Here is a 22,253-nt window from a genome sequence, read left to right as displayed (position 1 = left end):
CACTGTGTGCGTACGGCATGCCTTGACAGCGCTGGGGCGGAGGACAACGATGGGAACCATGGAAACTAATTCCGTTTCTCAAGTTTCCTCCAGAGACGAGCAGCGTGCGGACGTGATCGTGGAGGCGGCCGGCCGGCTGTTCTTCGGGGCGGGCCTCGCGCGGGCGAGCATGGACGATCTCGCTCGTGAACTCGGGATGAGCAAGAAGACGATCTACCGTCATTTCCCGGACAAGCGCAGCCTGCTGGCCGCGGTGCTTGATCGGCAGTTCGCCGCGGTGGAGCGCACCCTGGTGGCGGCGGCCGAGGACTCGGAAGGGCAGCCGTTCGATGTGCGGGTGCAGCGGTTCCTGATCGCGGCGGGCAGTGGGCTCGGGCGGATCGGCGCGGCTCAGCTCGCGACCGGGCGGGGCGGCGACGCGATGCTGCGCCAGTACGTGGAACAACGCACGGACGCGGTGGTCTACCGGCGGCTCGACGAGCTGTTCCGGGAGGGACACCGGCAGGGCTTTCTGCCGGCACCGCCCGAGCTGCTGAGTGAGATCACCCGCGGTGCGCTGGAGCGTCTGCTCACTTCGCGATTGCCGCACGCACTGGACTGGACCGCGGCCGATCTGCTGCGGGCCACCGTCGACACCGTGCTCTACGGGGCGATCCGCCCGGCAGACCAGGGCATCGACGCCGAACGACCCCGGGCGGTCATCCCGACGGCCCGCGACGACGATCAGGAGGTGGGCCCATGACCGGGACGACCGGCAGGGTGGCATTGGTGACCGGGGCCAGCAGCGGAATCGGAGCGGCCACGGCGGGCGTTCTGGCCGCGCGAGGAATGCGCGTGGTGGTCAACTACCTCCACAACACCAAGGCGGCCGAGCAGGTCGTGGCCGACATCGAGGACGCAGGCGGCCAGGCCATGGCCGTGCAGGCCGACGTGCGCGAGGAGGCCGCCGTCGAGCGCATGGCCGGGCAGGTCCGGGAGGCCTGGGGCGGCATCGACGTGCTCGTGCACAACGCGCTCATCCCCTATGCGGTCAAGCCGTTCCAGGACATGACGTGGGAAGAGCTGGGCGGCAAGATCGACGCCGAGATGCACGCGGCGTTCGCGGTCACCAAGGCGGTACTTCCCACCATGACCGAGCGAGGCTGGGGACGCCTCATCTACATCGGCACCGGCCTCAGCCGGCTACCCCGGGCGGGCATGATCGCGCTGGGCGTCTCCAAGGCCGCACTCGAGCAGTTCGCCCGGTACCTCGCCCAGGAACTCGGCCCGCAGGGCATCACGGTCAACGTCGTCTCGCCCGGCCCGGTGGAGTCCCGCACCGCCGATGCCGTGCTCGACGACGCGACGAGGCAGCGGCAGGTGGCCGCCACCCCCTTGGGCCGCCTGGCCCACCCGGCCGACGTCGCGCAAGCGGTGGCCTTCTACGCCGCCGAGGACAACTCCTTCATGACCGGTACCACGGCCGCGGTCAACGGCGGGATGGCCATGTACTGACGCCCCGCCGACCTCCGCACACGGGGGCCACACCCTTAAACGATCAAGGAAAGACGTTCATGCACACGATCGACCTGGCCTACGTCGGACGAGGCCTGCACGAGGAGCTGGCCGCCTACATCGCCGACCAGCAGGACTACTACGCCGATGAGGGCGTCCACGTCGCGCTGCGCGACGGCTGCACCTGGGACGTGGAACGGCTGCGCCACTGCGCCACCATCGGGCTCGGCCGGGCGCTGCTGTCGCGGCTGACCGACGGCACGCCGTGGGTCGCGCTCAGTGTCAACACCCAACGCCCGCTGTTCTGGTTCCTCGCCCGCCCCGGCCTGACCTCCCTGGCCGACCTCGCCGGCCGACGGCTGGCGGTCCACGCCCCGCACACCCCGCCGGGCGCATTCGCCCGGATCGTGCTGCGAAAAGCCGGCCTCGACCCCGACCGCGACCTCCACACCATCGTCCGCTCGCCCGGCGACTACGGCATGGACCTGCGCCGGCTCAACGACGGAAGCATCGACGCCGCCTACGTCGGCAGCACCATGGCACCGGAGGCGGTGGCCGCCGAGCACGGCTGGCAGGTGCTGGCCTGGGTCGGCGACCACTTCCAGATCCCCACCGTGGGCGTGGCCGTCGACCCCACCTACATCTCCCCCGACGACCCCGCGGTCCAGGCCGTCGTACGAGCGCACCGGCGCGCCCTTCAGGTGATCCACGACGACCCCGACACCACCGTGCGGCACATGCAGACGTTCCTCGGCGGACAGACCGCGGAGGAGGCCCGAGCCCACTACGAGACGTTCATCGCCCCGTACTTCACCACCGACGGGCAGGCCGACCTCGCTGTCGGCGACAAAGCGATCACCGCGGTCGCCGCGGAACTCGGCGTCCCCGCCGGCGTCACCGCAGCCGAGTTCTACCGCACCGCGATCACCGAACTCTAGGCAGCGCTGGTTCGCGGATCACGGTGCTTCCCTGGGACTTCAGGGGGTCTCAGATGATGAGGCAATGGAGTGGGCGAGGACGACTCCTATGGGCGCCCATGATCACGTCCTGTTGATTGACTCCGATCGAGCGCCGCGCGTTCATGACCCTCAACGCGCGGCTGTGAGGCACAGTCGCCCGGGCTCAACCTTCTGGGCCTCGTTTCCTGAGGTAGTAGGTGTGGTTGGGGCCTTCCCGAATGATGCTGGTCTGGGCGGACAGGCAAATCACGCGGCGAAGGCGGCGGCTGTGGCGCTCGGGGCGGTGCAGGTTGCCAGTGCGACGTCCGGAGTCTGTGGCGACCGGGACCAGGCCGGCGGCCGACGTGAGATGGCCGGCGTCGCAGCAGCTCGCCAGGTCGCCTGTCATGGCCGGGCAGTTGGATGTGTTGGGCATGCGCGACGGTGAGGGCGGTGGCGGCGACCCTTGCGGGGTGGCGGACGCCTCGGGCGGCGAGCCAGCTGGTCCGGCGGGTCCGGCCGCAGCGTCGTAGAGCGGCGGGGTCCGGTAGCGGTGAGCAGGCGGCCTTCGGCGGGCCCCTGCATGCCGCTGGTCCTCGACAAGCCACTGCTGCCGGCGTCAGACCGTGCGTGTGTGCCGTCCTCAGGGTCGTCCGCCACGTCCAGTTGCTCATCCTGCCGCACTCCCGGTCGACTCGCCGGTCGTCGGGTCCGATCGGGCGGTTCCTCCTCCGGAGCGACTCGCCCGATTGCGGGCTGGGAGAACGTCGCCTTAGCGTCAAGGCATCGGAATCATTCTGATAAAGCCGACATAACCCCTTATGTCGGCTTCCCCGTGGCATCGAATGGAGCCTTGATGTCGGTGATGACCGCTACCCCGCCCCTGCAGCAGTTCGGCCAGCAGAACGCCGGGCAGCAGCAGCTCGCGCAGGTCGTCCAGCAGACGATCCAGCAGGCCTGCCAGCAGGCGAGCCAGCAGATCGCCCAGCGCATGCAGCAGACGCTGCAGCAGATCCAGCAGGTCCAGCAGCAGCTGCAGCAGCAGGGCCTGGCCCACCAGGCCCACCCGTACCTGGCCGTCGCGCTGCACACGACGCTGATCCAGGGCGTGCGCAGCGCCGTGGAGCAGTCCGTGCAGCAGGCGCTGCCGACCGCGATCCTGACGCTGGTGCAGCAGAGCCAGCCGGGCCAGCAGCAGTGGGGCGGCGGCTTCGGCCAGCAGCAGTTCGGCCAGCCGTACCCGTCGCAGTACCAGCAGCCGGGCGTCGGCTTCGGCCAGATGGGTCAGCCCTTCGGCATCGGCTGACATAGGGCGGCGCGCTGTGCGGTGTGCCCGGGAGCGATTCCCGGGCACACCGCACAGCCGTGGAAGCGCGAGAGCCGCCCGTCATCCGGATCACAAGCTCACAAACCGACGTAGGCGTGGTGAAGGTGGAGGTCATGGTCAAGGACAGGCCCGGAAACAAGCCCCAGAACAACCGCCAGAGCGAAGCCGAGGGCGCAGGGGCCGGCGGGCCCGGCTCCGCGGAGGAAGCAGCGCCACGCGTGCAAGGCGCACCGTCACCGATCGCAGTGCAGCCTCGCCGGCCGCGCTACATGGTGACCCCGCTGCCGCAGCATCTGCTCCCGCCGGGAGTGCCCGAACTGGACATGGACGCGGTGTGCGAGCGGCTGGAGCAGATGCCCGAGGTGATGGTGGTCCGCAGACTCACCCCGTCCCAGAAGCTGCAGTCGGCCGGTGTGCAGCCCTCCTGCCCCGAACTCATGGTCGTCGAGGCGGCCGAAGCCCAGGTGCCGGCGCTGCGGTCACTCCATGTGCACATCGAGCCGGATCTGCCGCTGACCGCAGCCGCACCTGCTGCCACGCCGGCCGCGGGGGTGCAGCCGCTGCGCGACCCTGCTCTGGTCATGCCGCTGGAAGAGCCCGCGGAGGTCTCGGTTCGTGTCTGCGGCCCGGACGGCGAACCGCTGGCCGGCGCAGGGGTGTTCCTCATCGGGGCTACCTGGCCGGCCCAGGGCATCACCGCCGCCGACGGGAGCGTCACCCTCACCCTGGCGACGGAGACCGTCGACTCCATCCAGTCCCTGTACGTCAGGCCCACCGGCGGATACACCGATCGCTGGATCCACCGCCCCGACCTGTCGGCGACCCAGGACAACCTCGTCACCCTCACCCCGCTGTCCGAGGTGTACCCGGAGCTGGACCAGCGGCAGAGTTACGGCTGGGGCCAGCAGGCCATGCGACTGGACCGGCTGCCGCCCACGTTCCGTGCCTTCGGCATCAAGATCGCCGTCATCGGTACGGGTGTCAGCGCCGAGCACCCGGATCTGTCGGAGCGGGTGCGCGCCGGCGTCGACCTCGTACGCGGCACGCAGGAGGGCTGGGCACACGACCCGGTGGGCAGCGGCACCCACGCGGCCGGCGTCATCGCCGGATCAGACACCGGCAAGGGCATCATCGGCATCGCCGTCGACGCCGAACTCGAGGTCTGCCAAGTGATGCCCGACGGCCACTTCAGCGACCTGATCGCCGCCCTGGACCACTGCATCGGCTGCGAGGTCGACATCGCCCACATCCAGGTGGCCACCCCGTACCCCTCGGCACTGGTCTCCCGCAAACTCGCCGACGCGACCGCGGCAGGAATCGCCTGCATCGCCCCGGCGGGCGACACCGGCGGACCGATCGCCTTCCCCGCCTCACTGCCCACCGTGTTCGCCGTGGGCGCCCTGGGAGCCTTCGGCACCTACCCTCCCGACAGCTCCCAAGCCACCCACACCGCACCACAGCTGACACCGGAAGGACTGTTCGCCGCTCCGTTCAGCTCCCACGGCCCCGGAGTGGATAGCGTCGCCCCCGGAGTCTCGGTCCTTTCCTGCGCCCCGCAGGGCGGCTACACCGCCCTCGACGGCACCAGCACCGCCTCCGCCCATGTGGCGGGCCTGGCCGCCCTCGTGCTGGCCCACCACGAGGACTTCCACGGCCAGTTGCTGCCGCGCGGACCCGGCCGGGTGCAGCACCTGTTCGAGATCATCGCCGCCAGCTGCCGCCCACTGGCCGCCCCCGGAACACTGGACGCCGCCCGCACCGGACGCGGCCTGCCCGACGCCCTCACCGCCCTCGGGCTGACCCCCGGCATGCAACTCGCCCCGGCCCTGTCACCCATCGCCCCGTCCATGGCCGGGTAGATCCCCTCCCGCGGCTCGCCGAGCCGGACGGCACACACGCCTCGTCTCGGGGGCCCGTGCCGTCCGGCTCCAGCCCTCGATCTTCGTCGCCGGCGATGAGTTTCCCCGCCCGCCTCCGTCTTACCCGGTGAAGACCGAGGAAGCGGAGGCATGGAATGAGCAGGACGACCCACATCACACAGGTGGCCACGATCGGGATCCGCGTCACCGATCAGCAGAAGGCAACCGACTTCTACGTCCGTGAACTCGGCTTCGAAGTACGCCGGGACGTGCCCTTCGGCGACGGGCGCTGGATCGAGGTGGCACCGCCCGGGGCGACGACGACTGTCGCGCTCGTTCCCGAAGGGGTGCCGACCGGCATCCGTCTCGTGACCCGGGACGCCGCCGCCGACCACGCGCACCTGCACGCACGCGGCGTCGATGCGGATGCGGAGGTCCTGAGAATGGGGCCCGCAGTGCCGCCGATGTTCGCTGTGCGTGACCCGGACGGAAACAGCCTCATCCTCATCGAAAGCTCCTGAGCAGACGGTACGCGTTCACGGACAAGCGACGTCGGCATGCTCCCCCGGCCGCCCACGCACTCGATCCGTCAACGGCCATCCCTCCCTTCACCATCCATGAAACGCGGCAGCCCACAACCGTGCTTCGGAACGTTCAAGCGTGTCGAGGCCATGGACGAGATCGGGATCGGCGCTGCGGCAGGTTGTCCAGCACACGCCCGAGCTGGTTCTTGCTGCCCGGGACTTCCAGCGCGGTGTCGGCGGTGGTGAGGGTGGGCGGGATACGGTCGGTCGGCGGGTCGCTCACCGGCCTCCAAGCGGGCGAGCAGCAGCAGGTCGGCGCCAGGTGGTTGAGGCGTACGAGGCCGTGCAGCAGGTCGGGGACGTCCAGCAGCTCGGGATGTGTCCAGCTCAGCCTTTGCCTTCCGGCGCGTGGACACGGCCACAAGTCCCACTCCTGATGGGTGAGTTCATGTCGACGTATCGAGCCACGATCGATCACCCAAACGATCTTTGAAGACGGACCCCAAGTGCCTACGACGCCGGGGTCACCTGCATCGCGTGTTTCAGCAGGCTGCTGAGCTGCCAGACGACGGCTGCGGACAGGGCGGCAGCGCAGACGTAGAGGAGATCGCTTTCCATGACCTGCTGCAACGCCTGGCTGGTCTGGCCTGGAGTGTGTGCGTGCTTCAGCTCGGACAGGGCGTCAGCGCCCACTGCGCCCGCAGCGAGGACCGAGAGCCACCAGAAGGTGAGCAAGGGATGGCCGCGCTTACGCCGCGCCGCCGGCCGGGCGGCGGCCCACAGGTCGTTGACGAACATCTTCAGCACGAACACATCGGCAACGGGAACCACCCAGCCGAAGAACAACCAGGCACGGCTGCGACGCTGCCCCTCGGGCCAGACCAGCTCCGCGAGGTCACGCATGCGGGACAGCCAGACGCTGAAGACCAGCACCGTCAACAGGGTGGCGCCGTTCCACCAGCCCCTCAGATTTCCGAACCACATGTCGGCGTTGAGCAGCGGCAGCGCCTCGCTGCCGTCCGACTGAGCCGGCAGTGGCGGTGCGTGCAGCACCTGGTACTTGTGCCACGCCGCTACCCCGGCCGCCGAAGTCAGCATCGCGTACGCGGCGAGCACGCCGCACGTCCATCGGGTCAGCCCACCCAGCGTCCCTGCAGCCCTGCCCACTCCACACCTCCTGGAAGCCGCCTGTTCGGAAATTCCTGCAGGTCGGCGGGGGATCTTAACCTCACGGGGATGGGGAAGTCACGGCCCCGCCCACCGAGCCGTGACGACCCGCTCGGTGGGCCGGTCCCCGCGGCGGCGATGCGCTTCTTGATGGCGCGGGAGCAGATCGTGCAAGTCCCGCGGTCGGGGTCGACGGGCACGGCCAGGTCGACGATCAGCTCCGCCTTCCCGGGCAGGGTCCGCAGCCGTAGCAAGGCGGCAGACGGCCGGCTGCTGCGGTGACCATCCGCGCTGTCAGGAAGGAGCAGACGAGTGTGGCAAGGATGCCGAGCTTGGCCTCGTCAAGGCGCCCACCGTGGAAGGCGAGGGTCGCGATGAGCAGGGGATACGCGGGGGCTTCAGCCACACTCGCCCCTTCTCCCCCAAGGGAGCATCGGAACGGAAATTTCGGTGGCGGGGCGACCTTGATTCCTGTTCGCTGAGGTGCCGGTTTCGTCTGGTCAGTGGGCTCCCTGGATGCCGGACAGGCCTGGCGCAGCACCGTCGTGCACCTGGGGATCACGACCTTCCGCGACTTCACCGGCGGGGACGGCACCTCACCCGTGCGACCCGGATGAGGCCCCCTCGTCGCTCCAGGCGATGCGTCAGGTGAGAGTGTGTGCATCGGAACCCCTCTCTTCAGCATCAGGCCGCCCGAAAGGTATCGACGTGGAGATGCCCGCACATGCCTCTGCGGCGGGGTTGGTCTCCGCCATCCGCATCGGCGACATCGAGGCCGTCCGGCGCATCGTCGCCGACGCACCCGAGCTCGTCGCAGGGCCTCTCGGCGGTCCTTTCAAGACCCGCACCGCGCTCCACGTTGTGGCCGACTGGCCCGGCTACTTCCCGAAGGGGCCTGAAATCGTCAGGCTGCTCGTCGCCGCCGGTGCCGACCCCAACACCCGCAGCCCCGGTGACGAGAGCCCGCTGCACTGGGCGGCCAGCAGCGACGACGTCGACGTCGCCGCTGCTTTGATCGACGCGGGCGCCGACATCGAAGCAGCCGACGGCTCCATCGGCACCCCGCTCGACAACGCCATCGGCTACGCCTGCTGGCACGTAGCGTCCCTTCTCGCCGCCCGCGGTGCCCGGATCGAGAAGCTCTGGCACGCCGCCGCGCTCGGCATGCTCGACCGCCTCCAGCAACTGCTCGACACCACCACCCCCACGTCGCAGGAGGTGTCTCAGGCGTTCTGGCACGCCTGCTGCGCCGGACAGCGACGCGCCGCCGAACACCTCCGTGGCGCCGGCGCGGACCTGAACTGGGTGCCCGACTACGCCGAGGGCACCCCGCTCGATGCGGCCAGAGGCCGCGGCACCCGCAGGGACAACGTGATCGGCTGGCTGGAGGAACAGGGCGCTCGCTCCGCGGCAGCCAGTCAAGAATGACGTTCTGTTGCCTCAAAGATCTCCCCTCTTCCCCGTCGATACGGGTGAGCCCGCCGGTCAGCATCCTCGTTCCCCGGCGGGCTCCGCTGTTGTCGGCAGAGATCCGAAGACTGCCCGTGCCAGGGTCTAGATGATCTATTCCAAGGGGTCAGTGATCGTAGGCGATCAGTGAGCGTAGGACGGTTTGTCCGGTCGCGTCGTTGTGCCAATCGCGGCGGTCAGCGGGAGGATGCGTTGCATGACGCGGGCTATGGCACCGTCGGGTGTGTGCCCTCGGTGCCGTTCGAGGTCAAGCTGTCCCTTGAAGGTCTCGTTGATCGATTCGATGACCTGCCGCAGCGGCTTGAACAGGGCTGCGCCAGGCCGTTCCCGTTCACCTTTACGGGCAGGCCGCAGCAACTGGACTCCATACTCGGACAGTTCGCGTTCGAAACCACGGCCGAAGTAGCACCAGGTGCAGGCGCAAGCCCCAGAAAAAGCGGCTGTGGCTGGCGCAGTAGCCGTATCCGGCCCAGCCTGCCAGGTCGGAGGGTTTGACGGTCTCGCGGGAGCGGCCGCATTCCACCGGGGTGGAGTCCACGACCCATACGTCGTCGCTCCACCGAGGTGGTGGCGGCCAGTATCCGGTTGACGCTTCGCATCAGACCCGCGGCCTTGCGCAGCCGCTTGTTGTAGCCGGACTGCTGGGGCAGGCAGGGGAAGAGGTGGCGCAGGCGGGCACGGGCATGGCGGAGCCATTTGGCCTCGGAGGTGAAGCCGAGTACGGCCTGCATCATGGCGAGGGTGACCAGTTCGGCATCGCTCAGGCGGGGCGTAATGCCGACCGGCGGGCGCCACGGCGCCGGCTCGGAAACGCTCTTTCAGCATGTCGTCGGTCGTCGCATAGAGTGCTGTCGCGAGGGTGTCCACGTCGTTCGCCATAAGACGATCTTGGACACCCTCGTTCTCGTCTCCGCAGGCACCCCTTGGACCACACCACCAGGAGGAACCAGTGTCATACCGGCAACTGCTCACCCCCGAGGAGAAGCTCGCCGACGCGAAGAAGCAGCTGAGCCTCCCGCGTATCGTCGTGATCTGCGGCTCCACCCGCTTCATGACCGAGATGACCGAGGCCGATCTGGGGGAGACCAAAGCCGGAAAGATTGTCGTCAAACCGGGCTGTGACATGAAGTCGCCGCACGAACTTTGGTCCGATCCTGTCGAGGCCGAGGCGCTGAAGGTTCGACTCGACGATCTGCACCGGGCGAAGATCCGGCTCGCTGATGAGGTGCTCGTAGTCGGCGACTACATCGGAGACAGCACCCGAGCCGAAATCGCATACGCCCGGTCGCTGGGCAAGCCCGTGCGGTTCACGCACCCCGAGGTCGACCCTGACGCCTGACCGCCCGCTGCCACCTCGACAACCAGGGTCGGCAGCCCGCCGCCTGACCGTCTTATGGTGGCTTCGGCCGCCGCCCACCCCGCACCCCCTGCAGGCATCCCTTGGAATTGATCATCTAGGCACGGTTGCGGGCAACACTCTTTCCGGTGTAGTCGGGGTGCCGTCGCGCCCAGGGGTCGGCGGAGGCGATAGCGGCGTCGGTGCCGAGCGTGTCCGGGGCGGCTAGGGCATCGATCGCGCACATCGCCGAGACCTCGATTCCGTCGGCGAGACGGGTTTGATGGGCCGTGGGCAGGGCGGAGAACGTGTATGCCGCCCGGATGCGGCCGTGGTCATCCGGGGCAAGGGAGTCGTCGGCCGCCCGATCGGCCACGACCTCGGAGACAGTACGGCCCGGAGTGCCTGATTGGTGGAGAGTCCTGCCCAAGGACTTCCCGGCCTGACGTACCTGCAACCGGAGACATGTCCCGCTGGGCTGCAGCCGGGGTCGTCGGGCAGATCCGTCACCAGCGCCGTAAACGGGTCGCCGGCTGATTGGCTGGGCCCGCCCTTAGTGGCCCGCCACCGTCATCGACTCCCAGCGTCGACGCCGCCGCGACCGTCGGCCGCGACTCCGGCGGCCATGACGGCGAGAAGAAAATCAACGGCCGCAAGCGGCACCTGTCGTGGATACCAAGGACCTGCCGCTGTTCGTCATGGTCATCCCCAGCCGACAGGACCGACCTCGTCGCGGCAAGAGTCACCCGCAGAAACGGTCAGCCGACCTCCCGCGAAGCCGACCGGGACGTTCTCAAGGTCATGGCCGTCACCTTGGCCTGCATGGACCGAACTGCGTCCTGACCCGCAGGGGTCGCGACCGACCAGGCGAGGCACGGCGAGGTCGGGCCGGGCGGCCGGGAGGCATGTGCGCTCCGCTGCGCTCAAGTCCGCCTCCGTTCCTGCCCGGAGCGCCTCATTGTGCCGGCTGTCCACCCGTCGTCCCGGTAGTCCGCACGATCTCCGCGGACGGGTTCTCCAGCAGACGGTGCCGGTGCGGGCGCCGAATGCCGGACGCCACCGGTGGGCACCGGGGCTCCGGATTTCGAGTGCTGGCCGGGCAACTCGTCTCGAGGGAACGGGACTTCGGGTGCCGTTAGGCTCACACAAAGGTCACGATCTACGCATTCCCGGCCGGCCGGCCGGGCGATGACGGGGCATCAGCCCCGGGCTCGCAACAGAAGGGCATGATCATGATCAACGCATGGAAGCGGGCGGCGGCTCTGGGGGCGGCAACGGTGGCGCTGGCCGCGGGCGCCGTTGTCGGCACGGTCGGCACCGCGTCGGCCGCGCCGCAACACCACCCGACGCCTGCATGGTCGCGCCACTGCGTAGTGGTGCCGGGCCACTGGATGCGGGTGTGGCACCCGGAGTATCGGGGCCACCACCACCGCGCGCCCGCCGGCCACTGGACCCATGTCTGGCGACCCGCTCACCGGGTGTGCCACCGCTGACACCGCCGGCCGCCGGTAGTAGCGGCCATTTCACCGGCCCTGGTACGCCCCTTCGGCGGCGGACCAGGGCCGGTTCATTGCCCGGCCTCGCCCTGCTTCGCCCGTGGTCGCCTCATGCTCCCGAGTTGCATGCTTACCGAGAGGTACATATCGTTAACTTAACGTAACAGCATGTCGCGCGAGAGTCCGTGGGCCCCGCGACTCCAGAGCTGAGTTTCTGTGCGCACCGAATTCTCGTTCCGGCCGACGAGCAGAACGGTCGTCGAGGGCGCCCTCCCCCTGCTTACTCCGCACCCCCGGAACCGATGGGATGCCCCAAGGGAGATCCGTCATGCCCGAATTCCTCCGTGCCCACTCTCGCCGGACGTTCATCTCCACATCGGCCGCCGCCGTCACCGCGGCGGCGACAGGGTCCCTGGGGCTGCAAGGGCGGCACCACTCCGGGAAGGAATCCACCGGAAAGCCGGTCAGCGCGGCCGAGCGGCAGAGCCTCCGGCCCTTCCGCGTGAGCATTCCGGAGCGGGATCTCACGGAGCTGCGTCGGCGCATCGTGGCGACGCGGTGGCCCGACCGGGAAACGGTTCACGACCAGTCCCAGGGCGTCCAGTTGGCCACGATGAAGGAACTCGCCCACTACTGGGGCACGGCCTACAACTGGCGGAACATCGAGGAGAAACTCAACTCGCTGCCGCAGTACATGACGGAGATCGACGGACTCGACATACATTTCATCCACGTTCGCTCCCGCCATCCGAACGCGCTCCCCATGATCCTGACCCATGGCTGGCCCGGCTCCGTCCTGGAGTTCCTGAAGGTCATCGGGCCGCTCAGCAACCCCACGGCCCACGGGGGTAGCGCCGAGGACGCCTTTCACCTCGTCATACCGTCGATGCCCGGCTACGGCTTCTCGGAACGGCCGACGAGCACCGGGTGGAACCCCGACCGCATCGCACGCGCCTGGGCCGTGCTGATGGAGCGGCTGGGATACACGCACTATGTGTCCCAGGGAGGCGACTGGGGGGCCGTGATCTCGGACAAGATGGCCGTACAGCGACCCGCGGGACTGCTCGGCATCCACGTGAACTTCCCCGCCACCGTCCCGCCGGACATCGCCGGGAAACTCGCCTGCGGCGACCCCGTACCGGCCGGCCTGAGCCCGGACGAGAAGGCCGCCTACGACAAACTCGCCGCCTTCTACAAGACCGGGTCCGGCTACTCGGCCATGATGGTCACCCGTCCGCAGACCGAGGGTTACGGGCTGACGGACTCTCCCGTCGGACTGGCCGCCTGGATGTACGACAAGTTCGCCGCCTGGACCTACAGCGGCGGCCATCCCGAGCGTGTGCTGACCAAGGACGAGATGCTCGACGACATCACGCTCTACTGGGTCACGAACACCGCTGTCTCCTCCTCGCGCCTCTACTGGGAGAACAACGCCAATAACTTCAACGCGGTGTCGGTGTCCCTCCCGGCCGCCATCACGGTGTTTCCCGGCGAGATCTACCAGGCGCCGCGGAGCTGGGCATCCCGCGCCTACCACAAGCTGTTCTATTACCACCGGGTCGGCAACGGCGGCCACTTCGCGGCCTGGGAAGTCCCGGACCTCTTCACGACCGAACTCCGCACGGCGTTCAGGGCACTGCGTGGCTCACAGGAAAGCCCAGGAAAGTGAACCGTCCAGCCCCGACGCCGGCACCCGCGACGTTTCAGGAGGCGGAGGGTGCGGGTCGGTCTGCATGCCCTGGGAATCGGCGACAGCGGTCGACGCCGGCTGGCTCGATCCGCTGTTCACCCTGCCTTTCGCGGCGGCCGTGACGGAGGGGATCGGGCCGGCCACCGGAGTACTGCTGCTGCCCGAGCGCCACCCCGTGGTGGCGGCCGAACAAACGGCGCCCCTGGACCTCCTGTCGGCCGGGCGGCTCACCCTCGGCATCGTCTGGTCGGCCGACGAATTCGGCTCGCCCGGCGTTCCGTTCACGGCACGCGGTCGGCGGACCGAGGAGCACCTCGGCCATGCGGACCCTGTGGCGCGCGGACGTGGCCACGTTCGAGGGCAACTTCACCCGCGTCAATGGCCTGCGCGTCAACCCCGAACCGGTGCGCGAGCGGTGGATTCCCGTCGTCATGGGCCTCGCGGCCCTGCGCAGCGCGATATCGCTCTTGCTGCCCGATCGGGGACGGAAGGTACGGCTTCAACCTCTCGGTTGCGGTGTCGCGTAGGCGGTGGAGCCTGCTTCCGTCCTGGCTTGGCCAGGTCGGCGGCCGTGAGCCGCCGCCGCCTCCTGTTCGTAGCGGACCTGACTGCCGTGCACGACCGTCACACGGCGCGCCTCGGGGTTGTTGAGCCGGGCCCGTGGACTGGGCCGCGGCACACCCGCACGGCCCGTCCCGGTGTGTCACCGGCAGGGCGCCGTGGGTCGGTCCAGCAGGACGCGGCCCCGCTCGAGCAACTCGGCAACCTCCGGCTCCGCCCTGCTCCGCATCCCCCACAGCAGCGCACGCCGCACCACCGGCATCGCCCGCGTCCGCAGCCGTTCGTCAGGATCGTCGAGCAGCGTCACGGCCGCCCCCAGCCGTACAGCCTCCCCATGCGCCTGAAGCAGCCGCCATGCGGACGACCGCTCCGCCCGGGGCCGGGCCGGGTCCAGCCGCGTCAGAAGCCACTGAGGCGGCAGCATCTGCGCCGACGGCAGCAGGGCGAGCGTGGCCTCTCGGACGACGCCGGGCGCCGGATCGTCCAGCATGTGCCGCATCCTCGGGACGTCTGTCACGTCCAGCGTCCGCAGACCCGCCACCGCACGCGCCCGCACCCCGGGCAGCGGATGCTCCAGAAGGGGCCGCAAGAGGGCCGCGTCCGCGCGGTCCCCGCACTCCGCGAGTCCGATCGCGGCACCCGGCGGCAGCACCGGGTCGGCCGGGTCGGCGCAGCGCGCCCGGTACCAGGGCAGCGGATCGGTTCCGTGGTGCCGTAGGACGTACCGGGCGCAGGCCCGCACCAGGGCCGACCGGTCGGCGAGGAAATCCACGGCCCGGTCGGGCTTGTCCAGCCGCCGCAGCGCGGTCACGCCTGCCGACCGGGCCTGCGGGCTACGGGCGCCCAGCAGCGCGTGCAGCACCTCCGGCGCGTCGTTCCGCGTCACGGCGGTGAGCGCGGCTTCCGCGCACAGTGACTGTACGACCGTGTCGTCGTCCTTCGCGGCGCCGCGGGCCAGTTCCTCGGCGGAGAGGAAGCCCTCCTCGACGGCCAGGCCGTAAGCGAACCGGCGTACCGCACGGTCACCGGATACGAGAAGTGGGGTCAGCCGTTCCCGGGGCGCCCGGCGCAGCAGGTCATCGAGCAGGCCGAGGGCGAAGTCGCCGCGGTGGCGGTCGGCGAGGCGCCGGATCAGCGGGGCGAGCTGTGCCGCCGTCTCGGCGTCCAGCGCCTCGGTGAGCCGCTTGCGCGCCCGCGTACGCACCGGCTCCGCCCAGTCGGTGCACCGCACGGCCACCAGGGGAAGCAGCTCGGGCCGGCCGGCGGCCCGGCCCAGCGCCCGGTGCCGGATCCTGCCGTCGCGGTGGCACAGGGCGAGGGCAAGGCGGGCGTCGGCGATCGGATCGCCGGCGGCCAGGGAAGCGAGCAGCGCGCGACCGCTGCCCGTCCGCTCCCAGGCGCTCACTTCCGGCGGCCAGTACCACTCCTCCGCCCGCACGTCCTCGTCCAGCTCCAGCCAGGCCGCCGGGTCGTCGACGTCGAGCACGTCCCGAAGCGCCGCGCCCTCGGCGAGCCGCCGTACCGCCGGGATCCCCTCTCGCACGTGTGTCTCCTGCCCGTCTCTTCTGCTCGGCCCCATGAGGGGAACGCATCTGCGCCTGCCTCAATAGCACGATCGCCCCGGCAACGCATCCGAAGGCCGAAGGACCACGGCCGTACCTCTGCCCTTGGCTCGAGGCCGCCAGGGCCACGCCGTCCAGGGTGATCCAGTGGACGTGGGGGCGGAACTGATTGCGATCACTGGCGTAGCGGGCGCTCTCGGGGGCCCGTTGCTCACCCGGCGGGGCGCCGACCGGGCCAAGAACCGCGAGCTGGAGATGGACCGAGCCATCCAGGAGGCTCACGAGAACCGCGAGCTCCGGCGGACCGCGCAGCGCACACCTGGTCTCTGATACGCGTCATGAGAGACGCGATGCGTCGTGCTCTGGGCGTCACAGGAGACCCCACCCACCAAGCCGCTGCTCGGCCCGTCGCCCTCGTCCAGCAACGCCACGGCCCTGACCAGGGACTTCGCGGAGTTGCTCGATGGCCCCGACTCCTAGGTTGCGGGTTCCTATGAGGAGTGCGCCCACCACATGGACATCACTGCCACATAGAGCTCATTGATGCGCCGCTCACGGGCTTTTCGCTGCTCGCAGGCGTCACGGTCGAAAGCCAGTGGGCGGTCCCCCGAGCGGCCGTGGTGCCTGCGTTCGGCGACCTGGTCGGCCGATGGGGGACGACCGTGCGGACACCGCATCGGCGCCCGACCGCCCACCGCAACCGACGGAGGCGCCGGGGCCCTCGGTTGCCGGGCAGCTGAACCGGGTGAACCATGGCATAAGTGCGGTTTCTCACCCTTCGAGCAACGGGGGTGGGATTTTCATCGGGGCTTGCACGTGCGACCTGTGGAGGACTCATGTACACGACTCGATCCCGTGCCCGTTCCGCCGCGGTCTGCGCCGCCACATTGTGTGTCATGGGTGCCACGTCGCTCCCGGCTCTCGCTGCGTCGTCGCCGCCGCCGACGGTCTCCACCCTGGACAGGCAGCTCCTGACCGCAGCCCATCAGGGCAACCTGTGGGAGATTACGACCAGTCTGCAAGCTCAGAGCGCCGCGAACAGCGCCTGCGTCAGGCGGGCAGCCGCCGACTTCATCCGCGACCACCGCACCCTTGATGCCGGTGTCGTCAAGACCGCGGCAAAACTCGGCGTGGCCCTGCCGTCCGGACAATCGGGGGCTCAGTCGAAGCAAACCGCCGCCCTCAAGTCCCTCGCGGGGACGCCCGCGTACGATGCCGCGTGGCTCAAGGACCAGTACCCCGCCCACGTGCAGACCCTCGCGCTCATCGACAAGGAGATCGCATCCGGCACCAGCCCGCTCGTGAAGTCCCTTGCCAAGAGCGCGCGCCCGGTGGTCGTACGCCACACCCAGATGGTCAACCACGGCGTGTGCCACGCATAGCGCCTGTCGGCTCGCGGATGTGAACTTTCAGGCCGCCGCGGCCGAGATGTGGCTGGCCTCCGACCGGCCAACGGGTCCGGCGCGTCCTGGCGGGAACAATGTGTGTTCCCCGCAGGACGGGCCGGACCATTTCGCATCCCACTCATCCGCGCGACACGCGAGGTGCGGAGCGTGGACCCTGCGTGCGCCGGGCAGGGGCGAGCGGGTCAGCGGGTGAAGGTGACCCGGTTCTCCCTCAGGGCACCGCAGTTGGAGCCGGTCACCTGCAGGTACACGTTGCTGATGCTGCCACCCCAGTCGACGCAGTGGGCCTTGCCATAGACGTAGGTCGGACCCGCGTACGACGTGTACTGACCGTAGTCCTGGTCACCCTGGTCGGTGTCGGAGACATAGATCCAGGCGGACATGGCCACGGCGGTACCCGGGTTGTTGCGGATGGTCGCGACGCAGTTCTTGCCGTTCGCAGAGTTGTACGTCAGGTAGACGGTACCCAGCGAGCCCTCGGGCGCCGAGCAATTCGCATATTTCCCCCTTGCAACTGTTGGAGGTGGTTGCTCCTGCCTGGTGTGACCCTCCAGGCCGCCAAAGGCTTGTGCCCCGGTACTTGGGTAGGTCGGCAGGCAAGGACGTCGTATCCAACTTGGTCTGCTCCTCGGCCCCGCCCTCAATGATGGGTAAGGCTCTGATCATCTGCGCGTCGCCGAGGTGACGGGTCTGCGCGAGTTCGCCTCCTCCCTCCCGCAGCGGCAGGGACGGGCGTTCGTGTTCGCGACAAGCGGTCTGCCCGCGCCTCGCTTCGGCCCGATGGTGCGACTGCTGGAGTACAAGGGCTTCGAGGTGGCGGACACATTCTCATGCCGCGGCTTTGACACCTGGGCACCGTTCAAGCTGGTCGGTGGGATCCGCAAGGGGCGACCTGACATCACGGACCTCGCAGCGGCGCGGGCATTCGCCGAAAAACTGAAGCGCACCGCCTAGGGTGCGCATCGAATCGTGATCAACGGGTGCTTCGGGTGAGGTCTTTGATCCAGATCACCGAGGCGCGCAGGTGGAGGCCGACGAGGTGGCTGTCTCGACCGAGCTCTCCCACACCGAAGGCGATCCGGCACGAGGGTGCAGCCGAATTGCAGCTCGCGCCAACGGAGCCAACTCAGGAAAGGCTGCGGTGACGTCGACCGGCCGCGCCGGAGTAGTACGTACGAAGACCATACCGGCGATCCTGCCACCAGCCGCCGACAGTTCCCAGCCGCCTCAACCGGCGCCAGCGCTCAACTGGCCGCCAAGGTGGCCGCCCGCCCGGGTTCGACCGCGAGACCTACTGCCGCACCTTCACGTTGCCGGCATCCGCATATGGACCCGACGCTGACAAAAGAGGCAGAACCAGCCGGTCGGCCAACGGGCGTGCTCAGTGCTGTACTGCGAGTTTGGGGCAGTGACGCCGCATCGCGTCCAGGACCGCCTCAGGCAGGACCGGCAAGGTGTTTGTGGCCATGATGGCCGGACCGAAGCCGAGTCGTGCGTTCATGGACGCGGTGCCGCGGACGAGCTTGGGTGCTCGAGCCAGATAGGCGTCCGGATCGTGCAGCACCAGCTCGATGAACCACTGCGAGGTGTTACGTACCCGCTGCTCGCGTATCCGCACGGCGGCTATCTCGTCCCAACCGAACCGGCCCAGCCTCACGTGGTCCACTCCCGCATCGTCCAGCAGCAACTCCGGTCGGTCGCGGAGCAGGCGCTGAATGATGATCACCGAGCAGAACCCGAAAAAGGGCACGGCCAGCGCACCCGCCACAGTCATCTTCACGGTGCTGTGGGCGACCAGGAAAACAATGCCCAGAGCGACGAAGACCAGAGAGCCGGCCAGCATGGCCCACACACGTCCCTTGGCGAGCGGGTAGACCGTCGGGGGCAGTGGAACGCCGTTTCTGATCACGGGCTCAAACGATAGGACGAGAGCCCTCGCCGGCGGAAGCCTTTTCGCAGACCGCCTGGTGCCGTGGCCGTCCCGTCTGCCGTCGTCCCACGCGGTAGTGGGCCGGCGTCTGCGAGAAGCTGCACCACATCCTGCTCGCCGAGTTGCACGCGGCTGACGCCCTGGACTGGACGCGGGCCTGCATGGACGCCTCCCACATCCGCACGAAAACAGGGGCGAGGCCACCGGCCCGTCACCGGTCGACCGCGGGAAGACGGGCAGTAGACACCACCTGATCTGCGACGGGAAGGGCCCCCCGCTCAAGGTCATCCCTGGATCAGCAGCTCACCGGTCTCCTCGTCGACGGCGCGGCATCCGCGCCGCATACCCAGGATCTCCCCCCGGGCGAGCACCTGTCTGGTAGCAGAGCACCACGAAACCGGCAGTCAGCAGGATGCGGATCAGCCACGGGAGTTCCGCCACGGTGATCGGCCGATCCCGCCATGGGCGGTCGCCGATACGGCCCCTTTACAGTGGGCTGGCTGCACCCTCTGCGACCTGCGCTTCCTCCTGTTCCTGCCGTTGTTGGGGGCGTCTGGCGGGAAAGCAGGGCAGGACCTCCGGGCTCCTCGTCGGGTGCCACCCTGCTGAGTGCGCCCGGGGGAGCTGGTGAATGCGGTGAGTCTCCGTATCCGGTGACCGCCGGGTTTGGGCGCCAGCATGGATCACGCTGCCCCGGGACGCATACAGGTCACTTCATGACGTGCTGGCGGTCGCCTCGTTCAGGTCGTAGACGGCGTCCACCGTCTGGAGGGCCTTCACCAGGTCGTCGCGATGGCTGTCGTCGGTGAGCTTCTGGTCTCGGTCATTCCAGGCGAGGGCGAACCGGCCGACCTGTCGCCAGTCTTCGGTGGCCATGAACTCCACTCGGTGGGCGGCGATTCTGGGTGACGGGTACTCGTAAATCGACACCGTGTCGGTGGTGATGAGCTGCAGGCAGTCGCTTGGGTTGGGCTCTTTACCGGCGGCCTTTTGGGAGCAAGAGGCGGTGTTGTCGCTCGGGTTCCCCAGAGTGGTGACGCCGGTGGCATCGGCGAGCATGGCGGCGGCCTGCTTGGCGGTGAGGCCGGTGGGCGCAGCCGGCGTCTTGTTGGGCAGCGTCTTCGGCTTGGCCGAGTCGTCGGCTGGGCCCGAGCCGGAGCACGCAGTGAGCGAGAGGGCGGCAGCTGCGAGCAGTGCGGTCGCGGCGGTGCGGGCCTTCATGGTCCCCCCAGGAGAGTCGTGGTTGGGGCCATCATGCGGGCGTGAAGACTGCATGAAGCCGACGGGGGTACTGGTGACCGAACGCCGGGCGTCCGTCTCTGGTGAGGCGAAGAGGCGCGGCCTGCTGCCGCGCCCTCACGGCCAAGCCCAACGTGCCCCTCCTCACGTCAGCCTGCTGGTCGCTGCGCGCGGCAGTGGCACCGGCTGGGTTGGCTACCGACGTTCCAGGCGTGATGTCGTCAGCGGCAGCTGATCATCACGTCGCCGCACCGATCACCCTTGCCAGGTACTTGTCGAAGAGATCTGCCTTGTAGAGGAGCCCGCTGTACTCGACGGGGATCCGGTACCCGTTGACTTCGGCGGTAGGCGTGCCCGGCCCGGCGTGCCCGTTGTAATGCCCGGCGGCATCGAACACCTTCTCGGAGGAATCCACGAAATCCCGGTACTTCATGGACTTCACCGCGGTGTCGAAGGAGGGGCTTCGTAGGCCCTTCACCTTGCTCGCCAATTGCAGCAGGCGCGCGTCGGTGAACCCGTCGACCTCCTCGGAAGGCTGGTTCTGGTAGAGGACGGCGTGGTACTCGGCGAACTTCCCCTTCTGCACCGCCGCGCGCAGCGCGTTGACCGCCTTCTTCGACCCGTTTCCTCCCAGCCGTCCGTCCAGGAACGACGCCATCGTGTACTCGACCTTGACCTTGCGTCGCAGGATCCACTTGGTCAGGACCGGGCCGCCGCCCGAGGTCTCGAACTGCTTGCAGTACGGGCAGCGCGGGTCTTCGTAGAGGTGCACGGTAATCCGCGCCTGGGGATCGCCCACCAAGACGCTCGTGCCGTCCGGTTCCACCTGCTCGGGCACGTCAGCCGACCTGGCGTAATCGGCCTTGCCCGAGGTTTGTTGTCCGTCGTCGGCGGCCGCGACCGGGTGCCGAGGCCCACAGCTCACCACGGCCGCACCGAGCACGCCTGTCAACACGGCTACCGTCAGCCGTCTACCCCCACGCTTCAGCTGCATCATGCCCCCCTGTGCGTCATGGAAGGGGAGAGTAAAGCATCTGCTCCAGGACCAGGGCGGTGGGGGTTCTTCCGTGGTGCTCAGCTGCGGCCACAGGTTCCCTACGTGTTCCGGTGGGAACCCTTCGCCGTCCACAGGCCATTTGCGTGCGACATCGCGCCTGGAGTCTCAGTAGCAGCCAGGTCCGTCTTCTCCGGGATGACTGCCGTGATGCCGCGGGGCGCAGGTGGGTCCGGTTGCCGCACGATGAGTAGGCCTTGTCTCCGGCGACCGAGTCGGGCGGAGTGCAGGGGCGCCCACAGGCCCGCGTACCCGTATTTTCTTGAGGACGGGGATGAACTGCGGGTTGTCCGCGGCCTGTCCGGCGATCGGGACGAACGCAGGCGGGCCGCATTTCCGGTCGGTGGAGAGGTGGGCAGTTTCTCGACGGCGTCAGCTGCGTCGACGCTCTTCCCACTCGGGATCGGCTCCGCTGTCCTGCCCGTTTTGTTCTTCGAGGCTGCCCCGTTTGGCCTGGCCTGGTCCTCCTCAGCCGCAGCCTTCTCCAGAGCCGTGATGACGTCCTCGCCCCGGTGCATCCCGGCAGCGTCGTGGTGAGCCCTGGCGGTGGCGGAGTCGATGTCGACCGGGGGGACAGGTCCACCTCCCCCGGCTTCCCGGCTTCCGCGATCAGTCCCTCCAGCAGAGCCTCGAACGCACCTGCGTCACGCCACTGTCGGAAGCGGTTGTGGACGGTGGACCAGGCACCGAACTCCTGCGGCATCTCGCGCCAGTGCCCACCTGTGCCGAATCGCCGGCTCACGCCCCGAACTGCTGCCGCAGCCGGCCGGGCTACGGGCCGTACCCACCGATCGGCAGGTAGCGCCCGATGAACTCCGGTTCCGCGTTCGTCAGTTGAAACTCGCGTCACGCAAGAAGATCTACTGACCCAGGCCCCGCCACGAGGACGAAGCCCGCAGATCGATCACGTCTCGATACGCACGCCAGAGCACCGGCCAACCGCGTCACCTCGCACCGCGAGCAGTGTGTACGGGTCGACCCTCGGCGCAGCAAGCTGGTCGTCCGTTGCAGCCGTGCCGGTCCCGGTCGCGGTCCTCGACCAGTGGGCATGACCGGCGCTCTCCCACAGATCCTCGTGGGCGGGGGCCAGAACCGGACCCCCGCGATGTGGCTGATGGACTGCACCCCTGCAGCCGGGTGTTCAAGCGGACCACGCCGTACGTCTGTTCGTACGCCTTCGATGACTCGGCGACGATGCCT

At 68.9% G+C, this 22,253-nt stretch carries 22 protein-coding genes and 5 pseudogenes; 17 read left to right on the top strand and 10 right to left on the bottom strand.

Going from position 1 to position 22,253, the window contains the following annotated elements; translation table 11 throughout:
* Positions 1-49 precede the first annotated feature (49 nt).
* Genes SRB17_RS24465 through SRB17_RS24455 form a run of 3 tightly spaced genes read left to right on the top strand, consistent with a single transcriptional unit; the run spans position 50 to position 2,432 of the window.
* Positions 50-742: a TetR/AcrR family transcriptional regulator gene (locus SRB17_RS24465; RefSeq protein WP_228396221.1), complete on the top strand. Its 693-nt coding sequence runs from the start codon at positions 50-52 to the stop codon at positions 740-742.
* The gene (locus tag SRB17_RS24460) at positions 739-1,494 is read left to right on the top strand and encodes an SDR family NAD(P)-dependent oxidoreductase (protein WP_153542164.1); all 756 of its coding nucleotides are present in this window, start codon (positions 739-741) and stop codon (positions 1,492-1,494) included. The genes SRB17_RS24465 and SRB17_RS24460 overlap by 4 nt, the downstream gene beginning before the upstream one ends.
* Positions 1,495-1,553: 59 nt before the next feature.
* Positions 1,554-2,432 (top strand): ABC transporter substrate-binding protein, encoded by an 879-nt coding sequence (locus SRB17_RS24455; RefSeq protein ID WP_153542162.1) that lies wholly within the window; start codon positions 1,554-1,556, stop codon positions 2,430-2,432.
* A gap of 199 nt (positions 2,433-2,631) precedes the next feature.
* On the opposite strand, the pseudogene SRB17_RS24450 reads toward SRB17_RS24455, so the two are convergent.
* Positions 2,632-2,974: pseudogene (locus tag SRB17_RS24450) on the bottom strand (transposase); the annotation flags it as partial.
* Positions 2,975-3,288: 314 nt separating this feature from the next.
* Here SRB17_RS24450 and SRB17_RS24445 point away from each other — a divergent pair.
* The 3 genes from SRB17_RS24445 (at position 3,289) to SRB17_RS24435 (ending at position 6,139) form a co-directional block, all read left to right on the top strand.
* Positions 3,289-3,738 carry a hypothetical protein gene (locus tag SRB17_RS24445; protein ID WP_153542160.1) on the top strand — a complete coding sequence of 150 codons (450 nt, stop codon included), beginning with the start codon at positions 3,289-3,291 and terminating at the stop codon, positions 3,736-3,738.
* A gap of 266 nt (positions 3,739-4,004) precedes the next feature.
* Positions 4,005-5,618 (top strand): S8 family serine peptidase, encoded by a 1,614-nt coding sequence (locus SRB17_RS24440; RefSeq protein ID WP_323376179.1) that lies wholly within the window; start codon positions 4,005-4,007, stop codon positions 5,616-5,618.
* Between the two features lie 155 nt (positions 5,619-5,773).
* Positions 5,774-6,139, top strand: a complete 366-nt coding sequence (locus SRB17_RS24435; protein ID WP_153542156.1) for a VOC family protein — start codon at positions 5,774-5,776, stop codon at positions 6,137-6,139.
* Between the two features lie 513 nt (positions 6,140-6,652).
* Here SRB17_RS24435 and SRB17_RS24430 read toward each other — a convergent pair.
* Positions 6,653-7,258, bottom strand: coding sequence for a DUF4328 domain-containing protein (locus SRB17_RS24430; protein WP_153542154.1), 606 nt, complete (start codon positions 7,256-7,258; stop codon positions 6,653-6,655).
* 765 nt (positions 7,259-8,023) lie between these two features.
* Here SRB17_RS24430 and SRB17_RS24425 point away from each other — a divergent pair.
* Positions 8,024-8,737, top strand: coding sequence for an ankyrin repeat domain-containing protein (locus SRB17_RS24425; RefSeq protein ID WP_153542152.1), 714 nt, complete (start codon positions 8,024-8,026; stop codon positions 8,735-8,737).
* Between the two features lie 148 nt (positions 8,738-8,885).
* On the opposite strand, the pseudogene SRB17_RS24420 reads toward SRB17_RS24425, so the two are convergent.
* Positions 8,886-9,658 (bottom strand): annotated as a pseudogene (locus tag SRB17_RS24420) (IS982 family transposase).
* A gap of 70 nt (positions 9,659-9,728) precedes the next feature.
* Here SRB17_RS24420 and SRB17_RS24415 point away from each other — a divergent pair.
* Positions 9,729-10,118 (top strand): hypothetical protein, encoded by a 390-nt coding sequence (locus tag SRB17_RS24415; RefSeq protein WP_323376178.1) that lies wholly within the window; start codon positions 9,729-9,731, stop codon positions 10,116-10,118.
* A 115-nt stretch (positions 10,119-10,233) separates the two neighbouring features.
* Here SRB17_RS24415 and merB read toward each other — a convergent pair whose 3' ends face one another.
* The gene (gene merB / locus SRB17_RS24410) at positions 10,234-10,491 is read right to left on the bottom strand and encodes an organomercurial lyase (protein ID WP_323376177.1); all 258 of its coding nucleotides are present in this window, start codon (positions 10,489-10,491) and stop codon (positions 10,234-10,236) included.
* Between the two features lie 206 nt (positions 10,492-10,697).
* Between merB and SRB17_RS48535 the strand changes: the two are divergent.
* From SRB17_RS48535 to SRB17_RS24390, 5 genes and pseudogenes are all read left to right on the top strand, one after another.
* Positions 10,698-10,828: pseudogene (locus SRB17_RS48535) on the top strand (IS5/IS1182 family transposase); the annotation flags it as partial.
* A gap of 513 nt (positions 10,829-11,341) precedes the next feature.
* On the top strand, positions 11,342-11,608 hold the full coding sequence (locus SRB17_RS24405; RefSeq protein ID WP_228396219.1) for a hypothetical protein: 267 nt from the start codon (positions 11,342-11,344) through the stop codon (positions 11,606-11,608).
* A 331-nt stretch (positions 11,609-11,939) separates the two neighbouring features.
* Positions 11,940-13,280: an epoxide hydrolase family protein gene (locus SRB17_RS24400; protein WP_153542148.1), complete on the top strand. Its 1,341-nt coding sequence runs from the start codon at positions 11,940-11,942 to the stop codon at positions 13,278-13,280.
* Between the two features lie 64 nt (positions 13,281-13,344).
* A pseudogene (locus SRB17_RS48530) lies at positions 13,345-13,647 on the top strand (LLM class flavin-dependent oxidoreductase); the annotation flags it as partial.
* Positions 13,622-13,828: a hypothetical protein gene (locus SRB17_RS24390; protein ID WP_153542146.1), complete on the top strand. Its 207-nt coding sequence runs from the start codon at positions 13,622-13,624 to the stop codon at positions 13,826-13,828. The pseudogene SRB17_RS48530 and the gene SRB17_RS24390, both read left to right, overlap by 26 nt.
* A gap of 176 nt (positions 13,829-14,004) precedes the next feature.
* On the opposite strand, the gene SRB17_RS24385 is transcribed toward SRB17_RS24390, so the two are convergent.
* Positions 14,005-15,405 carry a HEAT repeat domain-containing protein gene (locus SRB17_RS24385; protein WP_323376176.1) on the bottom strand — a complete coding sequence of 467 codons (1,401 nt, stop codon included), beginning with the start codon at positions 15,403-15,405 and terminating at the stop codon, positions 14,005-14,007.
* Between the two features lie 376 nt (positions 15,406-15,781).
* Here SRB17_RS24385 and SRB17_RS47630 point away from each other — a divergent pair, with 376 nt between their 5' ends.
* Positions 15,782-15,904 (top strand): hypothetical protein, encoded by a 123-nt coding sequence (locus tag SRB17_RS47630; protein WP_267133445.1) that lies wholly within the window; start codon positions 15,782-15,784, stop codon positions 15,902-15,904.
* A gap of 416 nt (positions 15,905-16,320) precedes the next feature.
* Entirely contained in the window at positions 16,321-16,806 is a 486-nt protein-coding gene (locus SRB17_RS24375; protein ID WP_194294115.1) for a DUF4142 domain-containing protein, read from the top strand.
* A 206-nt stretch (positions 16,807-17,012) separates the two neighbouring features.
* On the opposite strand, the gene SRB17_RS24370 is transcribed toward SRB17_RS24375, so the two are convergent.
* Positions 17,013-17,441, bottom strand: coding sequence for a hypothetical protein (locus SRB17_RS24370; RefSeq protein WP_416237083.1), 429 nt, complete (start codon positions 17,439-17,441; stop codon positions 17,013-17,015).
* A 70-nt stretch (positions 17,442-17,511) separates the two neighbouring features.
* Between SRB17_RS24370 and SRB17_RS24365 the strand changes: the two genes are divergently transcribed.
* Complete coding sequence (locus SRB17_RS24365) at positions 17,512-17,784, top strand: hypothetical protein (RefSeq protein ID WP_194294114.1); 273 nt, start codon at positions 17,512-17,514, stop codon at positions 17,782-17,784.
* Between the two features lie 427 nt (positions 17,785-18,211).
* Here the strand turns inward: SRB17_RS24365 and SRB17_RS24355 are convergent, their stop codons facing one another.
* Complete coding sequence (locus tag SRB17_RS24355) at positions 18,212-18,739, bottom strand: STM3941 family protein (protein ID WP_323376175.1); 528 nt, start codon at positions 18,737-18,739, stop codon at positions 18,212-18,214.
* Positions 18,740-18,840: 101 nt separating this feature from the next.
* Here SRB17_RS24355 and SRB17_RS46545 point away from each other — a divergent pair.
* Positions 18,841-19,046: pseudogene (locus SRB17_RS46545) on the top strand (IS5/IS1182 family transposase); the annotation flags it as partial.
* 428 nt (positions 19,047-19,474) lie between these two features.
* Here SRB17_RS46545 and SRB17_RS24350 read toward each other — a convergent pair.
* From SRB17_RS24350 to SRB17_RS24340, 3 genes are all read right to left on the bottom strand, one after another.
* Entirely contained in the window at positions 19,475-19,981 is a 507-nt protein-coding gene (locus tag SRB17_RS24350; RefSeq protein ID WP_153542138.1) for a hypothetical protein, read from the bottom strand.
* A gap of 256 nt (positions 19,982-20,237) precedes the next feature.
* Positions 20,238-20,996, bottom strand: a complete 759-nt coding sequence (locus tag SRB17_RS24345) for a DsbA family protein (RefSeq protein ID WP_228396218.1) — start codon at positions 20,994-20,996, stop codon at positions 20,238-20,240.
* Positions 20,997-21,009: 13 nt separating this feature from the next.
* Positions 21,010-21,903 (bottom strand): transposase, encoded by an 894-nt coding sequence (locus SRB17_RS24340; protein ID WP_153542137.1) that lies wholly within the window; start codon positions 21,901-21,903, stop codon positions 21,010-21,012.
* Positions 21,904-22,253 lie beyond the last annotated feature (350 nt).

It is taken from the genome of Streptomyces sp. RB17 (assembly GCF_009604455.1).
In the GTDB taxonomy this organism is placed as follows: Bacteria; Actinomycetota; Actinomycetes; order Streptomycetales; family Streptomycetaceae; genus Streptomyces.
Note: the sequence above shows the minus strand (reverse complement) of the source record. Positions and strands in the feature narration are given on the sequence as shown.

Excerpts from the sequence above, each read along its gene's own strand:
- SRB17_RS24465 (WP_228396221.1), top strand. The coding sequence starts at position 50 with ATGGGAACCATGGAAACTAATTCCGTTTCTCAAGTTTCCTCCAGAGAC.
- SRB17_RS24460 (WP_153542164.1), top strand. The coding sequence starts at position 739 with ATGACCGGGACGACCGGCAGGGTGGCATTGGTGACCGGGGCCAGCAGC.
- SRB17_RS24455 (WP_153542162.1), top strand. The coding sequence starts at position 1,554 with ATGCACACGATCGACCTGGCCTACGTCGGACGAGGCCTGCACGAGGAG.
- SRB17_RS24445 (WP_153542160.1), top strand. The coding sequence starts at position 3,289 with ATGTCGGTGATGACCGCTACCCCGCCCCTGCAGCAGTTCGGCCAGCAG.
- SRB17_RS24435 (WP_153542156.1), top strand. The coding sequence starts at position 5,774 with ATGAGCAGGACGACCCACATCACACAGGTGGCCACGATCGGGATCCGC.
- SRB17_RS24425 (WP_153542152.1), top strand. The coding sequence starts at position 8,024 with ATGCCCGCACATGCCTCTGCGGCGGGGTTGGTCTCCGCCATCCGCATC.
- SRB17_RS24405 (WP_228396219.1), top strand. The coding sequence starts at position 11,342 with ATGATCATGATCAACGCATGGAAGCGGGCGGCGGCTCTGGGGGCGGCA.
- SRB17_RS24400 (WP_153542148.1), top strand. The coding sequence starts at position 11,940 with ATGCCCGAATTCCTCCGTGCCCACTCTCGCCGGACGTTCATCTCCACA.
- SRB17_RS24390 (WP_153542146.1), top strand. The coding sequence starts at position 13,622 with ATGCGGACCCTGTGGCGCGCGGACGTGGCCACGTTCGAGGGCAACTTC.
- SRB17_RS24375 (WP_194294115.1), top strand. The coding sequence starts at position 16,321 with ATGGGTGCCACGTCGCTCCCGGCTCTCGCTGCGTCGTCGCCGCCGCCG.
- SRB17_RS24350 (WP_153542138.1), bottom strand. The coding sequence starts at position 19,981 with ATGAAGGCCCGCACCGCCGCGACCGCACTGCTCGCAGCTGCCGCCCTC.
- SRB17_RS24345 (WP_228396218.1), bottom strand. The coding sequence starts at position 20,996 with ATGATGCAGCTGAAGCGTGGGGGTAGACGGCTGACGGTAGCCGTGTTG.